Source organism: Streptomyces sp. NPDC053542, assembly GCF_044544685.1.
In the GTDB taxonomy this organism is placed as follows: Bacteria; Actinomycetota; Actinomycetes; order Streptomycetales; family Streptomycetaceae; genus Streptomyces.
In genome coordinates this window covers 590,720-606,985 of sequence record NZ_JBITXL010000004.1, presented here as the reverse complement: position 1 = coordinate 606,985, position 16,266 = coordinate 590,720, and the positions used below count along the sequence as shown (strand labels likewise).

Annotated in this window: 12 protein-coding genes and 1 tRNA gene; 9 read left to right on the top strand and 4 right to left on the bottom strand. The window is 70.2% G+C overall.

Annotated elements, in window-relative coordinates; all coding sequences use genetic code 11:
* Window positions 1-112 precede the first annotated feature (112 nt).
* Window positions 113-2,110 (bottom strand): ATP-binding protein, encoded by a 1,998-nt coding sequence (locus ACIGXO_RS14355; protein ID WP_399785270.1) that lies wholly within the window; start codon window positions 2,108-2,110, stop codon window positions 113-115.
* Window positions 2,111-2,548: 438 nt separating this feature from the next.
* On the opposite strand from ACIGXO_RS14355, the gene ACIGXO_RS14350 reads away from it, so the two are divergent.
* Complete coding sequence (locus tag ACIGXO_RS14350; protein ID WP_399785267.1) at window positions 2,549-2,791, top strand: ATP-binding protein; 243 nt, start codon at window positions 2,549-2,551, stop codon at window positions 2,789-2,791.
* A 433-nt stretch (window positions 2,792-3,224) separates the two neighbouring features.
* Here the strand turns inward: ACIGXO_RS14350 and ACIGXO_RS14345 are convergent.
* A tRNA-Arg gene (locus tag ACIGXO_RS14345) sits at window positions 3,225-3,297 on the bottom strand.
* 311 nt (window positions 3,298-3,608) lie between these two features.
* On the opposite strand from ACIGXO_RS14345, the gene ACIGXO_RS14340 reads away from it, so the two are divergent.
* The 7 genes from ACIGXO_RS14340 (at window position 3,609) to ACIGXO_RS14310 (ending at window position 13,241) form a co-directional block, all read left to right on the top strand.
* Window positions 3,609-5,501: a dynamin family protein gene (locus ACIGXO_RS14340; protein ID WP_399785264.1), complete on the top strand. Its 1,893-nt coding sequence runs from the start codon at window positions 3,609-3,611 to the stop codon at window positions 5,499-5,501.
* A 33-nt stretch (window positions 5,502-5,534) separates the two neighbouring features.
* On the top strand, window positions 5,535-7,205 hold the full coding sequence (locus ACIGXO_RS14335; RefSeq protein ID WP_399785261.1) for a GTPase: 1,671 nt from the start codon (window positions 5,535-5,537) through the stop codon (window positions 7,203-7,205).
* A gap of 109 nt (window positions 7,206-7,314) precedes the next feature.
* Window positions 7,315-8,172, top strand: coding sequence for a single-stranded DNA-binding protein (locus ACIGXO_RS14330; RefSeq protein ID WP_399785258.1), 858 nt, complete (start codon window positions 7,315-7,317; stop codon window positions 8,170-8,172).
* A 270-nt stretch (window positions 8,173-8,442) separates the two neighbouring features.
* Window positions 8,443-9,861 carry an LAETG motif-containing sortase-dependent surface protein gene (locus tag ACIGXO_RS14325; RefSeq protein ID WP_399785255.1) on the top strand — a complete coding sequence of 473 codons (1,419 nt, stop codon included), beginning with the start codon at window positions 8,443-8,445 and terminating at the stop codon, window positions 9,859-9,861.
* Between the two features lie 482 nt (window positions 9,862-10,343).
* Window positions 10,344-12,008, top strand: coding sequence for an energy-dependent translational throttle protein EttA (ettA, locus tag ACIGXO_RS14320; RefSeq protein ID WP_399785252.1), 1,665 nt, complete (start codon window positions 10,344-10,346; stop codon window positions 12,006-12,008).
* Between the two features lie 10 nt (window positions 12,009-12,018).
* Window positions 12,019-12,492: an acyl-CoA thioesterase gene (locus ACIGXO_RS14315; protein ID WP_399785249.1), complete on the top strand. Its 474-nt coding sequence runs from the start codon at window positions 12,019-12,021 to the stop codon at window positions 12,490-12,492.
* Window positions 12,489-13,241: a hypothetical protein gene (locus tag ACIGXO_RS14310; protein ID WP_399785246.1), complete on the top strand. Its 753-nt coding sequence runs from the start codon at window positions 12,489-12,491 to the stop codon at window positions 13,239-13,241. The genes ACIGXO_RS14315 and ACIGXO_RS14310 overlap by 4 nt, the downstream gene beginning before the upstream one ends.
* A gap of 88 nt (window positions 13,242-13,329) precedes the next feature.
* On the opposite strand, the gene ACIGXO_RS14305 is transcribed toward ACIGXO_RS14310, so the two are convergent.
* On the bottom strand, window positions 13,330-13,734 hold the full coding sequence (locus ACIGXO_RS14305) for a globin (protein WP_030614978.1): 405 nt from the start codon (window positions 13,732-13,734) through the stop codon (window positions 13,330-13,332).
* A 102-nt stretch (window positions 13,735-13,836) separates the two neighbouring features.
* Between ACIGXO_RS14305 and ACIGXO_RS14300 the strand changes: the two genes are divergently transcribed.
* Window positions 13,837-14,910, top strand: coding sequence for a methyltransferase domain-containing protein (locus ACIGXO_RS14300; protein ID WP_399785243.1), 1,074 nt, complete (start codon window positions 13,837-13,839; stop codon window positions 14,908-14,910).
* Window positions 14,911-14,919: 9 nt separating this feature from the next.
* Here the strand turns inward: ACIGXO_RS14300 and ACIGXO_RS14295 are convergent, their stop codons facing one another.
* Window positions 14,920-16,218, bottom strand: a complete 1,299-nt coding sequence (locus ACIGXO_RS14295) for an FHA domain-containing protein (RefSeq protein WP_399785241.1) — start codon at window positions 16,216-16,218, stop codon at window positions 14,920-14,922.
* Window positions 16,219-16,266: the final 48 nt, after the last annotated feature.

Genomic DNA, 16,266 nt, shown 5'->3' with positions numbered 1-16,266 from the left:
CCGATAAGGGCTAACCGGAAGACGCCTACGGCTCGTACCACCCACTTCTTAGGCGCGTATGAGATACGCGGGCGTCTCGCAGGAGAGGGACGCTGCCCGCGTGAAGGGGGCCCTACATGTCAGATGCCTCGACCTCTTCTGGGGCACCTTCACCGCTACTGCCAGTGGCGAGAGCCTGCATCCTCTCGTCCTCCGGGGCACGTGCGTAGAGGATGTCGAAGTAGTCCTGCCACTGGCTCTTTGCCTTCGCCAGCAGGCCAGCCCAGTCCGTGGCATCCATTCCGTCACGGCGTAGCCGGTCAAGTTTCCTTGCGAATCCTGCTGGTCGCTCCAAATTGTCGGCCACCATCAGACCGGTGACCGATCTGAACTCTGCCCTTCGAGCATCAACAACGTCCCGCAGCGATTCGATGTACCTCTCAAATCGATAAACATGATCCCAATCTGCCGTCTTCCCTGGACGCATAAATTCAAGCACAAGTAGCTGGTCTCCCGAGGAGAGCACCAGGTCCACCCGTGCCTTCCAGGCGTCTTCCTTGTCGAGTGTGTCCTTAGCGATTTCCTTCATCAAGTTCGAGAGGCCGCGCTCGACACGGAAAGTTTCCCATTCCGGGGAAATCATCCACGGGTTTTCTGCGATATAGTCCCGAACGGCATTCTCCAACTGTTTCGCCTTGATGCGCTCCTCAAGGCCGTTGATAAGGTTCAGTTGGCTGCGTACGTGTTCCGCGGCATGCAGGGCTGTCATTACTCGGGACCTGGCCAGAATCCCGACAAGCTCTTCGGCGTCCAGTTCAGCAGAATTTGAAAGCTCGTTGATCAGTTCCTTCAGGCGGCCCCCTTCCCATGCGCTCAGAATTGCGTTGGCCAAATCATCGAACTGGCCGTCCGACAGAACCGATACACGTGCAACTGCGGTGAGTGCACGCTTGACGATCTTTGCTTCATACGGTTCGAGTTTACTCAAACGATTCGAGAATGGCGCCATCCTCAAGTTCATGGCGCTGACCTTGGCTTCGGCGCGCCTACCCTGCCAGATACGGAGAAGCGATTTGGTGCGGTCCTGCCCCCAATTGAGAAGCGGGAGTGCTTGCTCGGAGTCCCAATTGATGCGTTGCCTTTCTGTGGAAATTAGATCTTTTTCTTGATCGTCGATATAGTCCGCCTGCACGCGTCCGGACAGGTAGTTGATTGCGTGCTGGGCGCCAAATCCTCCGCTGAGATTGAAGGTGAAGGGGCGTTGGGAAAGTTTGTGGTGACTGAAGACTGAGATGCCCGCCAGATCCTCTTCTTGGATCGGATCCTTGTAAAAAACGAAACGCCATCGGATTTTTTCACCGTTTGATAGGGATTCTACTCCCCAGCCATCTTCAATCGTGAGCCCGGCTGGAACCTGTTTGGCGTCGTAGTCTGACGGAAAGTCGAATTCGATCCGTTCGCTGTCACCTTCTTCGGCGATAGGGGTTCCATTGACCGTCACCGTGAAGTCCTCTGCGCGCTCCAGGAGCAGGAAGCGTCGCGCCATGCTTACTCTGAACTGGTCGGAATTAGGCGTCTTCTTGATGGTGAGTCGCTGCAGCCGGATTCGAGTGCCATGCTGCGACTTCATTTGTTCGTTGGGGCCGGAATAATCAAGAACCTCCACTTCCATGGGCGTGTTGTCGGCGTACCCAGCTCCCGAGCCAGTTAGCTTTTCTACGTCTAGCCTGAATACTGTGCGTTCGCCGGTCTCCTTGCTGACGGTTTCGACATCGACAAGATCGGCAATCCCGAAACCGGCAAATTTGCCGATACCTTTTCTTCCCATCACCGGCCGGCCGGCGAGCGTCTTTTCTGCGCCCTGTTCGACGCGACGGTTGTAGCCAACCTTCAAGTATCGGTCCTGACATTGGGGCAGGGTCATCCCGTCACCATTGTCGCTGATCAGAATTTCAGAACCGGAGCGGACGTTGATGGGCAGCGAAATGCTTACTTCTGTGGCATCCGCATCCCAGGCATTTGATACGAGTTCCGCTATGGCTGCGACAGGGGATTGGTACATGTCGATACCGAGGTGTTCGATCACCCTGCCATGGAATTGGATTTGAAGCCGAGCAGCCTCGGTGGCCATGTATCACTCCTGAGTGCTGGTGATGTTGGAAGCCCAACGGTATAGCCAGTTGGCTGGCTTCGGCACGCAACTTCCCTGCGCAGCTGGGCTGTTCGGCGGGAGCGATGCTAGATCGCTGCTGTCAGGGAGGGCACACACCCCTCGGCGGGGCTCCGAGGTGCTCATCGGTCATGCGGTCCGATGATGCTGAGAGGCGCTGTCAGGCGGCTCGGGTCGGTTGCAGTGGCCTGACGAGGCAGGATGTTGACCGCATCGTGGGAGAGGCATCGTCATCCCTATGCCGGGCGGCGGGGTACGTGACCTGGGAGGACGCGACGCCGCTGCCGGCGGGCTCACGCTTCTCGCGCGGAATAGTGGCGCGCGTTTACACGATTGGCAGCAGGACGCCGTGGCCGTTGCCCTCTACCGCCTGTCTTGGACCGCCGTCACAATGACGCGATGCGACGAGTGCACTCAGCAGCGGCCGAAGACCACGTGGAGCGCCTCGCACGCGAGGGGGACCCGGCTGGGGCGGTCAAGGAGATGATCTGGAACGCGTTGGACGCAGATGCGACGCGCGTAGAAGTAGTGATCGAGCGATCGCCGACCGATGCAGTGGACAAGATCGTCATCAAAGATGACGATTCTGGCGTGACGCCGGCAGCGTGCTCGTCTACCTTCGACCGGATCGGCGGGAGTTGAAGAAGACCGCCCGTACTTCGCCTGACCGCGGACGCCCCTTGTATGGACAGGCAGGGCAGGGACGGCTGAGGGCCTTCGCGCTTGGCAACGGGCTGTTGGCGCGCCGCGTAGCCATGTCCGCGGTCTGGGCCGTCCGATCGTGCCTAGATGATGATCCCGGAGTACGGAGGTCGAGCGGGTTGCGGTCCGCCCTGTGGCGCTTAGCTGTCTCGGAGGTGTCTCCCGCTGAGGGGGCGAGCACCTGGCAGGAGGCTGGTGCCGGCTGGGGAAGCTTCGACATGTATTCGACACAGCCACTCGCAGAAGCCTGGTGACAGCCGGACAGCGCCGGGCCCTCCCCGTGATCACCGGAGAGGGCCCGGCGCTTCTGCATGGGTGGGTGCACGTACGCTGACCAGCGAAAAGACCCTCCGCGAGGGAGGGTCTGGAAGAGCGCCCCCGGCAGGACTCGAACCTGCGGCCAAGTGCTTAGAAGGCACCTGCTCTATCCACTGAGCTACGGGGGCCGGGTGTGGACGTGGATCACGGACCGCGGACCAGGATAGGGGGCCGCGTGCCTCGTCCCGGTTGCTTCACCTCCGTGGCACGTTGTGGAGGTTCGGTGAAGCGGTCCCGATAATCGCAGGCAGGTACGAATTCTGCATCGGTTTTGGCGCCTCGTGGGACGGGTGTTGTGCACTCGTTATGCCTGAGCCCCTCCTGTCGCGGGCGTCCCACGCGCCACACATCCCCTTTTGTGTGGGTTCGTACGGCGCGCACATAGGTCTATACGCTTCAAAAAGCCGTCGAAATTGGGCATTCTTCACATGTGGCGACCTTGGACGTAGGACCCCGGATCATCGACGCGCTCTCCGTGCTGCGTGACCGCGTCGCCGCCGCACGCTTTCCGCTGCCGCTCCCAGGGGTCGCGCGCGCCCGCCGCGACCGCGCCGAGTTGCTCGCGCACCTCGACGACTATGTGATGCCCCGTTTGCGCGCTCCTCAGGCACCACTGCTCGCCGTCGTCGGCGGGTCCACCGGCGCAGGCAAGTCCACGCTGGTCAATTCCCTGGTGGGACGGCATGTCACGGAGGCGGGCGTGCTGCGGCCCACGACCCGTACGCCCGTACTGGTGTGCCACCCGGACGACCGGCACTGGTTCACCGGGCCCCGCGTACTCCCCGACCTCGTGCGCGTGTGGATGCCCGAGCAGGGGAGTGGTGGGGGCCACGCGGAGGCGTACGGGAGCGCCTTTTACGGAGGCGGACGCGAAGGGGGCGAAGGGGCGGACGTCTACGAGGACGAAGCGGACGGCGGTGAGGCGGGCGATGGGCCGGTGCCGCTGCGTATTGAGACGGACCGCGGCGTTACGAGGGGGCTCGCGCTCCTGGATGCGCCGGACATCGACTCTCTTGTCGCGCGCAACCGGGAACTCGCCGCGGAGCTGATCTGCGCGGCGGACGTGTGGGTGCTGGTCACCACGGCCTCGCGGTACGCCGACGCCGTGCCCTGGCACCTGCTGCGCACCGCCAAGGAGTACGACGTCACGCTCGTCACCGTGCTCGACCGGGTGCCGCACCAGATCGCGCCCGACATCGCGGGCCGGTACGCGGCCCTGCTCAACCGTGCCGGCCTCGGGGACGTACCCCGCTTCACCATCCCCGAGCTGCCGGAATCGGCGGGGGGCGGCAGCGGCCTGCTGCCCGCCACCGCAGTCGCCGCGCTCCGCGCCTGGCTGGAGCGCCACGCCGAGGAGCCCGTGGCGCGCGAGGCGGCCGCGGCCCGTTCCGTGGCCGGGGCGATCGCCTCCTTGCGCAGCCGGCTGCCGGCGCTGGCCGGGGCGTCCGCCGCCCAGCACGCCGCCGCGGTCCGGCTGGCCGACCGGGTCGACGAGGCGTACGAGAAGGCGGCCGTACGGGTGCGGAGCGCCGTGGCCGCCGGCGAGGTCCTCTCGGGGGACGCGCGCGCCCACTGGCGTGACCACGCACTCGGGGGCCGCCCCGACGAGCTGCTGGACGCCCTCACCCGCGGGCTCACCTCCCTCTTGTGCTGCGCGGTGGAGGAGGCGGACGAGCGGACGGCGGAGGCGTGGCGGCGGGAACCGGCGGCGGGCGGGCTCGGCCCACCGGGGGGCGTGGGGGCGGCCGGTACCGGAACCAGCGTCGGTACCGGTGCCAGTGCCGGCACCGGTGACTTCGACGGCCCCGGTACCGCTGCCGGGCGGCTCGGCATTCTTGTGCGGCGCTGGCGGCGCTGCTTGGAGGAGCTCGCGGAGGACGAGGTACGCGAGGCGCGGGCGACGCGGGAGGCATCGGGGGACGTGCGCGGCGTGTTCGGCGGCGTACGGGCGTTGACGCGTGAGGCGCGCGGCGTACCGGGGGACGTGCGCGGACCGGAACGGACGGGGGCCGCCGTGCCCGAGGAAGCGGCGGCGCTGCTCGCCACCATGTTGCTGGGCGGCCGCCGGGCCCGTACGGCGGGCGAGAACCTCGCCGAGCTGCTCGGCGCGCACGGAGCGCTGCGGCTGCGGGACCGGGGCGGTGCGCTGCTGGACACGTACCTGGACCGGGCGCTGGCGGGCGAGCGGGAACGCAGGCTCGCCCCCCTGGATGAGCTGACCGTGCCCCCGGAGCAGCAGGCGGGGCTGATCGCCGCCCTGTCGGCGCTGCGCAGGGTGCCCGTACCGGGGCCGGTATCGGAACCGGCACCGGAGGGGGCGATGGCGAGATGAGCGGTACCCGCGGAGAGGGCTGGAGAGGGTTTCATGGTGAGCGGTGAGGGCGAGGACGCGGCCGGCTACGGATGCGTACCGCGGGGGCGGCGCACCGTGGAGGACGAGCGGCGCACCGTGGAGGACGAACTGCAGCCACGGATCGACGCGCTGCGGGAGCTGATCGGGCTGTCCCGGACGCGGCTGGACGGGCGGACGCTGGACGAGGCCGGGCAGGTACTGGAGGCGGCGGACGAGCGGTACCGGCTGTCGGGCGAGCACACGGTCGTGGCGGTCGCCGGAGCGACCGGCAGCGGCAAGTCGTCGCTCTTCAACGCGCTCGCCGGCGCACCGTGCTCGGAGGTGGCGGCGCGCCGCCCGACCACCTCGCAGCCCGTGGCGTGCGTGTGGCCGGGCGACCGGGCTGGCGCCGAGGGACTGCTGCACCGCCTGGCCATCCCCGTAGCGCAGCGCTTCGTACCCGCCCCGGGGCCCGCGGGCGACGAGGACCTGCGCGGACTCGTCCTGCTCGACCTGCCGGACCACGACTCGGCGGCGGCCGGCCACCGCGCTCAGGTGGACCGGGTACTGAAGGCCGTCGACGCCGTCATCTGGGTCGTGGACCCGGAGAAGTACGCGGACGCGGTGCTGCACGAGCGGTATCTGCGCCCCTTGGCGGGCTACGCCGAGGTGACCTTCGTGGTGCTCAATCAGGTCGACCGGCTGCCCGGTGACGCCGCTGACCAGGTGGTCGACGATCTGCGGCGGCTGCTCGACGAGGACGGGCTGGCGCTCAGCGAACACGACGAGCCGGGCGCCACGGTACTCGCGCTGTCCGCGGCCACCGGGGAGGGCGTGGGCGAACTGCTGGACGCGCTCCGGCAGTTCGTCGCGGAGCAGGGGGCGGCGGGGCGCCGGCTGGCCGCGGACGTCGACGCCGCGGCGGAACGCCTGCAGCCCGTATACGTGGCGGAGGGGCACACCGGGCTGACCGAAGGGGCGCGCGAGGACTTCGAGGAACGGCTCGCCGAGGCCGTGGGCGCCACGGCGGCCGGGCGCGCGGCCGAACGCGACTGGCTGCGCCACGCGGACCGCGCCTGCGCCACCCCGTGGGTACGGCTGCGCAGTGCGCGGCAGGGCGCGTCGCCCGTGCAGACCTTGCCCGGGCGGACGTTGCCAGGGCAGGCATCGCGCGCCGTGACCGAGCAGGCGGTGCGGGCCGTGGCCGGCGAGGCGGCGCGCGGACTGCCCGCGCCGTGGGCGCAGGCCGTGCGCGAGGCGGCGGACAAGGGGGCGCAGGAACTGCCGGCGGCGCTGGACCGGGCGGCGGACGCGGCCGACAGGGCACTGCGGGCCGGGCCGCCGGCGAAACCGCGGTGGTGGACCGTGGCAGCGGCGGGCCAGGGCCTGCTGGTCGGGCTACAGGCGCTGGGTGTGCTGTGGATGGTGGGCCTGCTGTGCGGGGTGGAGTGGGCAGGCAGGGGGCCGGGCTGGCTGCCGGCGCTGGTGCTGATCACGGCCGGTACGGTCGGCGGGCCCGCGCTGTCCTGGCTGTGCGGGGTGGCCGCACGCGGTCCCGCGCGACGGTACGGGCAGGACGCCGAACGGGAGCTGCGGGCCGCGGCGGCGGGCTGCGGGCGGGCCCGGGTGCTGGAGCCGGTCGCGGCGGAGCTCCTGCGGTACCGGGAGGTGCGCGAGCAGTACGCGGTGGCGGCGGGGGTGTAGCGGGCACCGCGAGATCACCCGTACGGGTGGCCGACTTATCCCCATTCCTTCCTGCTCCGTCGGATGCCCCGGCGGTTGTCCACAGCCCCCGACGAGATTTTGTGAACTCGTGCAGCATGAGTTCCAAGCGCGGTCGAGGGCGGGATCGACGACCGAGCCGGCAGAGATCCAGCAAGCGCAGGAAGCGCAGAAAAAGAGCGGAACGGGGGAGATGGCGATGACCGACACGATGGTGACGCTGACGGGGAACGCGGCGACGGCGGTGGAGCACCGCTATACAAAGGACGGCGCGGCAGCGGCGAGGTTCCGGATGGCCTGCACGCCACGCCGCTTCGACCGGGAGCAGGGCCGCTGGACGGACGGCACCACGAGTTTCTACACCGTGCGGGCGTGGCGCACGCTCGCGGACAACCTCGCCGCTTCGGTGGCGGTGGGCGAACCGCTGGTCGTACGGGGCCGGTTGACGGTACGCGAGGGGGAGCACCCGCCGGAGCGGGGCGGCGGCCGGTGGTTCGCGGCCGAGGTCGATGCCGTGACGATCGGGCACGACCTGACCCGCGGTACCGCAGCCTTCCGCCGCGCCGCCCGAGCCCGCACGGAGACGCTGCCGCAGTCCGGCCAGCCACAGCCCGGTCAGTCCCAGTACTCGTCCCAGTCCGGCCCGCCGCCATTCGGCGCGGAACAGTCCGACGCGGCAGCCACCGCCGCCCTGTGGGCGACTGCCCCGCCGGACAAGGGGGTTGACGCACGCGACGATGCCGGCCCGCCCGTAGCCGAACGGCCTGACGTTGCCGACGTAACCAACGCCACGGGCCGGGCCGGTGCGAAAAGCGGCGATTTCACGAGTGGAACTCGACGCTCCGGCACCGGAAGTGGCGATTCGGTCCCTGTAATTGCCGCCCAGGCGACCGGAATTGGTGATTCCATGGTCGGTAGTGATTCGCCGGAGAAGGTGCCAGTGTCCTGAATTGCCCCCGGGGATTTGTCGATAATCCCAGGTCAGCGGGGCTTCCTTCGGTAACGATTGCGATTCGGATCGCTTGTCCGGCGGTTGAGACCGGGGACGGTGTTGCGCTCGCTCTCTAGGATCCACGAGTACTCACGGGGGCCGATCATCACGAGTACTCACGGGGACTGATCGTTTCGTTCGGCGATCGTGCCGTTCGGCTGTTGAGTTCTTGCGTTCTTTCCGGCGGGGCCACCTCCCAATGACCTGCCCCGCCCAGAGGGGAATTCCATGATTTCTGTGAAGAGGCGCGGTGCGGCCCGCCTTGCCGCCGCGGTCCTGGCCTCCGGCCTGGTCGCGGCGGGTGCGATAGCCACCGCGGGGCCTGCCGCCGCGGATGACGCGCCCCCCGGGCACAGCGGAGTGACCGCCACGCTCGGTGGCCTGACGACGTACGACCAGGCCGTCATCCACGACCACGGCCGGGACCAGAAGATCGGTGCCGGGCTCTTCGAGATGGCCGTCGACGGGGGCGGTGCGCTCCAGACGTACTGCATCGACATCCACAACCCGACGCAGGACCAGGCCAAGTACCAGGAAGTGCCCTGGAGCCAGTCCTCGCTGCACAACAACGCGGACGCCGGCAAGATCCGCTGGATCCTGCAGAACTCCTACCCGCAGGTGAACGACCTGGCCACGCTCGCGCAGAAGGCCGACGCCGGGACGCTGACCGAGAAGACCGCGGCGGCCGGTACGCAGGTCGCCATCTGGCGCTTCTCCGACAAGGCCGACGTCGAGGCGGTCGACCCCGCGGCGGAGAAGCTGGCGGACTACCTCGAGAAGAGCGCGCAGGACCTCGCGGAGCCGACGGCGTCCCTGACGCTCGACCCGCCCGCGGTCTCCGGCAAGCCCGGCAGCCGCATCGGTCCGGTCACGGTGCACACCAACGCCCAGAGCGCGACGGTCACCCCGGCGGCGGACGCCCCCGCCGGCGTCTCGATCGTCGACAAGGACGGCAAGGCGGTCGCCAAGGACGGCAAGCCGCTCGGCACGGTGTCCAACGGCTCGCAGCTGTTCTTCGACGTGCCGGCCGGTGCGGAGGACGGTGCCACCACGATGACCGTCCAGGCCGCCACGAAGGTGCCGGTCGGCCGGGCCTTCACCGGTGTCGGCGAGCACGCCAAGAGCCAGACGCAGATCCTCGCGGGCTCCAGCGAGTCCACCGTTTCCGCGGTGGCCGGCGCCTCCTGGGCGAAGCAGGGCGCGGTTCCGGCGGTCACCGCCGAGAAGGACTGTGCCAAGGGCGGCGTCGACGTCACGGTCAGCAACAAGGGCGACGAGGCGTTCGGCTTCCAGCTGTCGGGCAAGGACCACGAGGTCGCGCCGGGCAAGTCCGAGACGGTGACCGTGCCGGTCGGCGAGGACCAGTCGTACGAGATCACGGTGAAGGGTGCGGGCGGCTTCTCGAAGACGTTCTCCGGCGTCCTGGACTGCAAGACCGCCGGCAGCGGTGGCGACAGCAGCCCGTCCCCGGCCCCGTCGGCGCACCCGAGCCCGGCCTCGGCCGGTGGTACGGGCGGTGACTCGGCCGGTGACCTGGCCGAGACCGGTTCCAGCAGCGCCACGCCGGTGATCGCGGGCATCGCGGTCGTGCTGGTCGTGATCGGCGGTGCGGCGGTCTTCTTCCTCCGCAAGAAGAAGACGGTGTGACGCGGTAAGTGAAGTAAGAAGTAAGCGGTAAGTGAAGTAAGAAGTAAAAGGTAGGCCGACGGCCCCGGAGCGCTCCCAGCGCCCCGGGGCCGTCGCCGTCCGCCGGCTCGCCGCTCGCCGCTCGCCGGCCCACCGTCCCCCGGCTCACCGTCCCCCGGCTCACCGTCCCCCGGCCCACCGTCAACCGACCCGCCGCTGGCTCGCCGTCCACCGGCCCGCCGCCCGCCGCCCGCCGTCCGCGGCCCGCCGCCCCCCGGGCTCGCCGCCCGCCGCCTCCCGAACCCCGTCTCCCGCCCCCGTCACCCCCGTCCCCCGCCCCCGCCTCCGGCCCGTCTCCAGCCCCGTCTTCCGACCCCACTCGCAGTGCCCCCGTCCTCACTCCCAGTCGCTCCGGCGAGCTACCCGTTTCCATCGGGGGACCGGCGTACGGCAAGATGGGTAGTACTGCCCACTTCCAGATCCAGACTGCCGGACGGTTTCTCTTGGCTGAGTTCATTTACACCATGCGCAAGGCGCGCAAGGCGCACGGCGACAAGGTGATCCTCGACGACGTCACCCTGAACTTCCTGCCGGGGGCGAAGATCGGTGTCGTGGGCCCCAACGGTGCCGGTAAGTCCACGGTGCTGAAGATCATGGCGGGCCTTGAGCAGCCGTCGAACGGCGACGCGTTCCTGTCGCCCGGTTACAGCGTCGGCATGCTGCTGCAGGAGCCGCCGCTGGACGAGTCCAAGACGGTCCTGGAGAACGTCCAGGACGGCGCCCGCGAGATCATGGACAAGCTCCACCGCTTCAACGAGGTCGCCGAGCTCATGGCGACCGACTACAGCGACGCGCTGATGGAGGAGATGGGCAAGCTCCAGGAGGACCTCGACCACGCCAACGCGTGGGACCTGGACACCCAGCTCGAGCAGGCCATGGACGCGCTGGGCTGCCCGCCCGGCGACTGGGGCGTCACCAACCTCTCCGGTGGTGAGAAGCGCCGCGTCGCGCTCTGCAAGCTCCTCCTCGAGGCCCCGGACCTGCTGCTCCTCGACGAGCCCACCAACCACCTGGACGCCGAGTCCGTGCAGTGGCTGGAGCAGCACCTCGCCAAGTACGCCGGCACCGTCGTCGCCGTCACCCACGACCGGTACTTCCTCGACAACGTGGCCGAGTGGATCCTGGAGCTGGACCGCGGCCGCGCCCACCCGTACGAGGGCAACTACTCCACCTACCTGGACAAGAAGGCCGCGCGCCTGAAGGTCGAGGGGCAGAAGGACGCCAAGCGTGCGAAGCGTCTGAAGGAAGAGCTGGAGTGGGTCCGCTCCAACGCCAAGGGCCGGCAGGCCAAGTCCAAGTCCCGCCTGAGCCGGTACGAGGAGATGGCGGCCGAGGCGGAGAAGACCCGGAAGCTGGACTTCGAGGAGATCCAGATCCCGCCGGGCCCGCGCCTGGGCAACATCGTCGTCGAGGTCGAGAACCTCTCGAAGGCGTTCGGCGACAAGGTGCTGATCGACGACCTGTCGTTCACGCTGCCGCGCAACGGCATCGTGGGTGTCATCGGCCCGAACGGTGCCGGTAAGACCACGCTGTTCAAGATGATCCAGGGCCTGGAGTCCGCGGACTCCGGTTCGATCAAGGTCGGCGACACGGTCAAGATCTCGTACGTGGACCAGAACCGCGCCAACATCGACCCCAAGAAGACCCTGTGGGCCGTGGTGTCGGACGAGCTGGACTACATCAACGTGGGCCAGGTCGAGATGCCGTCCCGCGCGTACGTCTCCGCGTTCGGCTTCAAGGGCCCGGACCAGCAGAAGCCGGCCGGCGTGCTGTCCGGTGGTGAGCGGAACCGCCTCAACCTGGCGCTCACGCTCAAGCAGGGCGGCAACCTGCTCCTCCTCGACGAGCCGACCAACGACCTCGACGTCGAGACCCTGTCCTCGCTGGAGAACGCGCTGCTGGAGTTCCCGGGCTGCGCCGTGGTCGTCTCCCACGACCGCTGGTTCCTGGACCGCGTCGCCACGCACATCCTGGCGTACGAGGGCGAGTCCAAGTGGTTCTGGTTCGAGGGCAACTTCGAGTCGTACGAGAAGAACAAGATCGAGCGGCTCGGTCCGGACGCCGCGCGCCCGCACCGCGCCACCTACAAGAAGCTGACCCGAGGCTGAGGCTGATCGCGTGCGACACGTCTACTCCTGCCCGCTGCGCTGGGCGGACATGGATGCGTTCGGCCACGTCAACAACGTGGTCTTCCTGCGCTACCTCGAAGAGGCGCGGATCGACTTCATGTTCCGGCTGGCGCCGGGGGACGGCAGCCCGTCGTTCTCCGGCGGGTCCGTCGTGGCCCGCCACGAGATCGACTACGTCCGCCCGCTGGTCCACCGGCACGCGCCGGTGACCATCGAGTCCTGGGTGACCCGGATCAGCGCGGCGTCCCTGACGATCGCGTACGAGATCAAGGACGCCGCTACGCCGGAACAAGAAGAGACCGTGTACGTGCGTGCCTCGACCGTCGTGGTGCCCTACGACCTCGAAGCGGGCCGTCCCCGGCGCATCTCGGCCGAGGAGAAGGCGTTCCTGGAGGAGTACATGGACGACGCCGGCAGCGCGGGCAAGCGGCCGGAGAAGCAGTCGGAGGCCGTCGCCGCATGACGGTCCTGCGCCTCGCCGACGACGGGGAGGCGGCGGACCTCGCCGCCTTCCTGTCCCGGCTGCTGCACTACGACCGTGCGGCGGCGGTGCGCCTCCAGGCGGCCCCGGCCGGCGGTGCCGGTGAGAGCGGTGCTGGTGAGAGCGGTGCCGGGGAGGGCGGCGTGCTCGCCGTCTTCGGCCGGCCGCCGTCCTTCGAGGTACTGGCCATCCGTACGGCGCGCCTCGCCGAGCCGGTACGGCTGGACGCGACCGTCTCGGCCGGCGAACTGCTCGAGGGCATCGAAGGCATCGAGGAGGGGGCGGCCGGCACGCTCACCGTCCCGGCCGCGGTCACCGGTCCGCCCTGGGCCGGAGTACTGCCGCCGCAGGGCGGCTGGCGCCGGGTGCCGGGGCTGCCCGCGCCCGACGCGCTCGGCCGCATGCTCGCCGTCTCGGTCGCCGAGTTCCGGGCCCGCGACGGGGCGCTGCCGCCCGAGCAGCGGACCCGGGCGGAGCGGGACCGGATCGGCCGGGAGATCTGGTCGCGCACGGTCGGCGACACGCACCTCCCGCTGCGCGCCGTGCACGCCGCGCAGTCCCTGGGCTTCCTGCGCCCGGTACGCACCCCGGTCGGTGCCGCGGGCACCGGCCCGCTCCCCGAGCCGTACACGCTGCTCGCGGCGGGCGGCTGGCTGCGGCTCCGTACACCGCTCGGCTCGGTCGCGGTCCGTACGGGCGGCCTCCAGGGGCTGTCGGTCACGCCCGCCTGACGAGCACCTGCGCAATACATGACGAAGGCCCCCGTCGCCCTCATGGGCGGCGGGGGCCTCTGTCACGTCGTGCTCACCTCGTGCGTGCTCAGCCCTCGCTGTTGATCATCGAAGCGGCCGCATACGTCAGGTAGTTCCACAGCTGCGTCTCGTGTTCGGGCGCCAGCTCCAGGGAGTCCACGGCGTCCCGCATGTGCCGCAGCCAGGCGTCGTGCGCCGCCCGGTCGACGGTGAAGGGCATGTGCCGCATCCGCAGCCGGGGGTGGCCGCGGCTGTCGCTGTACGTCCGGGGACCGCCCCAGTACTGCATGAGGAACAGCGCGAGGCGCTCCTCGGCCGGGCCGAGGTCCTCCTCCGGGTACATGGGCCGCAGCAGCGGGTCCTCGGCGACGCCCTGGTAGAAGCGGTGCACCAGACGCCGGAAGGTCTCCTCGCCACCGACCTGCTCGTAGAAGGTCTGCTCCTGAAGCGTGCCGCGCGGAATCTCGTTCACGCTTCCATGGTCTCAGACGCACCGGCCGAGTACGGGAGACGTAGGACCGTAAGGCGTCGGACCGGAAAGCGGGGGACCGCGGACGCGTAGCACAGTGGAGGTATGAGCGGGAGCGGTACGGAGCCAGGGAGCGACCCGTACGCCGTGGAGGCCGCGGCGGCCCGGGCCGGGCTGGTGCGGCTGATCACCATGGGCGGCGGGCTGACGGATCCGCGCTGGCGGGCGGCGTTCGCCGAGGTGCCCCGGCACCTGTTCGTGCCGGTGTACTACGTGGGCGTGGCCGGCGGGTACGAGCGGCGCACGGCGGACCATCCCGATCCGGAGCGCCGGGCGGAGTGGCTGCGCGGCGCGTACGCCGACAGCGCGCTGGCCACCCACGTGCGCCAGGGGGAGCTGGTCTCCTCCAGCAGCCAGCCGTCGCTGATGGCGGACATGCTGGCCGCGCTGCGCATCGAGGACGGCAACGAGGTACTGGAGATCGGCGCGGGCACGGGCTACAACGCGGCGCTGCTCTCGCACCGGCTCGGGGACGAGCGGGTCACCACGGTCGATCTGGACGAGGAGATCACCGGGCCGGCGCGGGAGCACCTGGCGGCGGCCGGGTACCGGCCCCTGGTGATCACCGGGGACGGCGCGCTGGGCTGTCCGGAGCGGGCGCCGTTCGACCGGATCATGGCGACGTGCCAGCTGCCGTCCGTGCCCGCGGCGTGGGTGGCGCAGTGCAGGACCGGCGGGCTGATCCTCACGCCGCTGGCCACGGGGCTGGTGCTGTTGCGGGTGACGGGTGAGGGGCGCGCGGAGGGACGGTTCCTGTCCACCCCGGCGTACTTCGTACGGCTCCGCAGCGCGGCCCCCGAAGGCGAGCCCACCACCGAAGCCGACACCGAAGACGATGCCGAACCCGGTACCGGAGCCGGGTCCGCGTCCGAAGCGCGCGCCGAGGTGTGGGCCGCCACCGCGGCGCTGCCGCGCGAGGCGCTGCGCGACGAGCGGTTCCACTTCCTGCGCACGCTGAGCGCCGGGGCGCTGGACCCGCGCGGCGCCTACGAGCTGTGGCGCGCGGAGCGCCGGCCGCACCGTTCGCGGTTCGGCGTGACGGTGGAGGGGGACCGTCAGTGGGCGTGGCTGGACGCCCCCGACGGCCCCCACCGCTGGCCGCTACCGGGTGTCGGCTGACACCGGCTCTCAGCCCCGGCGCACCGTGATCGTCGTCCAGGCGCCGACGTGGACGCGGTCGCCCTCCTGGAGCGGGATCGGGACGTACGGCTGGATCGGGTCCTCGCCGCCGTTGACGGTCGTGCCGTTGGTGGAGTTCTGGTCCACCACCGCCCAGCCGCCGCCCGGCTGCTGCACCAGCATCGCGTGCTGGTGCGAGACGCCCGGGTCCTCCGGCGGGCGTCCCAGGTCGATGTCCGGCGACTCGCCCGTGCTGTGCCGGCGGCGGCCGATCGTGACCTGCTGCCCGTCGAGCGGCAGCTGCTGTTCGGGGGAGTAGGCGGGGAGGTTCAGGCCGGCCGCCTCGGGGCCGCTGCGGCCCATCATCGCCATGAAGTACTCACGGTCCGGAGCGATCACCGCGACCCAGCCGGCACCGGCCGGCGCCCGGTCCGGAGCCTCGCCGCCCGGGGCCCACGGCTGCTCGCCGCTCTGCCCGTGCTGCGGCTGCTGCGGGAACGGGGGCTGCGGCTGCTGCTCGTACTGGCCGGACTGCTGCTCGTACGGGCCGGGCGGGGCCGGGGGTGCCGACTGCTCGTACGGCGGGGGCGGCCCGGGCGGCGCGAACGGGCTCTGCGCCTGCTGACCCGGCGGGACCTGCTGCCCGGGCGGAACGGGCTGACCGGGAGGGACAGGCTGGCCGGGAGGAAACTGCTGGCCGGGCGGGGCCGGGGCCGGGGGCGTCTGCGGGCCGCCGGGCGGCGGCAGCAGCCAGTCGTCGCCCTGGGACGGGGCAGGCGACTGCGGGCCCTGCTGCGGCGGCGGACCCTGCTGGCCGTAGGGCGGGGGCGGGCCGCCGGGGTCGCCGAACGGCTGCTGGCCGGGGCCCAGCGGCTCGGCGGGCCGGTTCATCTGCGAGGGCCGCGAGCTCTGGTACTCGTACTGGTCCGGCGGGCCGGGCTGGGCCGGGAAGCCGGGCGGCTGCGCGGACTGCGGCGCGGGCGCCCCGTACGACGCGGAGGTCGAGGAGTGCGTCAGGAAGTTGTACCGGCACCCCTCGCAGAACGGCGCCATGGCCTCGCGCGGCGTGCCGCACTGCGGGCACAGCTCGGCCTGGCCGGTGCCGGGCCCGGGGGCCTGGCCCGCGCCGGGCGGCGGGGGCGGCGGCGGGAAGCCGTAGCCACCCTGCTGCGGCGGCTGCTCGGCCGGGGCGCCGGGGAAGCCGGCGGGCGGGGGAGGGGGCTGCGCGACAGTGCCCGCCATGCGGTGGCCGCACACCTCGCACCAGTCTTCGGCCACTGACTGGTGGCCGTTCGGGCAGGTCGGCATGTCGGTATGTCCCCCTCCGTACCGTCTTCCAACGGTTTTACGTCTAGC

Coding starts and splice junctions, on each gene's coding strand:
- ACIGXO_RS14335 (WP_399785261.1), top strand. CDS start 5,535: ATGGTGAGCGGTGAGGGCGAGGACGCGGCCGGCTACGGATGCGTACCG.
- ACIGXO_RS14350 (WP_399785267.1), top strand. CDS start 2,549: ATGCGACGAGTGCACTCAGCAGCGGCCGAAGACCACGTGGAGCGCCTC.
- ACIGXO_RS14300 (WP_399785243.1), top strand. CDS start 13,837: ATGAGCGGGAGCGGTACGGAGCCAGGGAGCGACCCGTACGCCGTGGAG.
- ACIGXO_RS14295 (WP_399785241.1), bottom strand. CDS start 16,218: ATGCCGACCTGCCCGAACGGCCACCAGTCAGTGGCCGAAGACTGGTGC.
- ACIGXO_RS14310 (WP_399785246.1), top strand. CDS start 12,489: ATGACGGTCCTGCGCCTCGCCGACGACGGGGAGGCGGCGGACCTCGCC.
- ACIGXO_RS14325 (WP_399785255.1), top strand. CDS start 8,443: ATGATTTCTGTGAAGAGGCGCGGTGCGGCCCGCCTTGCCGCCGCGGTC.
- ACIGXO_RS14355 (WP_399785270.1), bottom strand. CDS start 2,110: ATGGCCACCGAGGCTGCTCGGCTTCAAATCCAATTCCATGGCAGGGTG.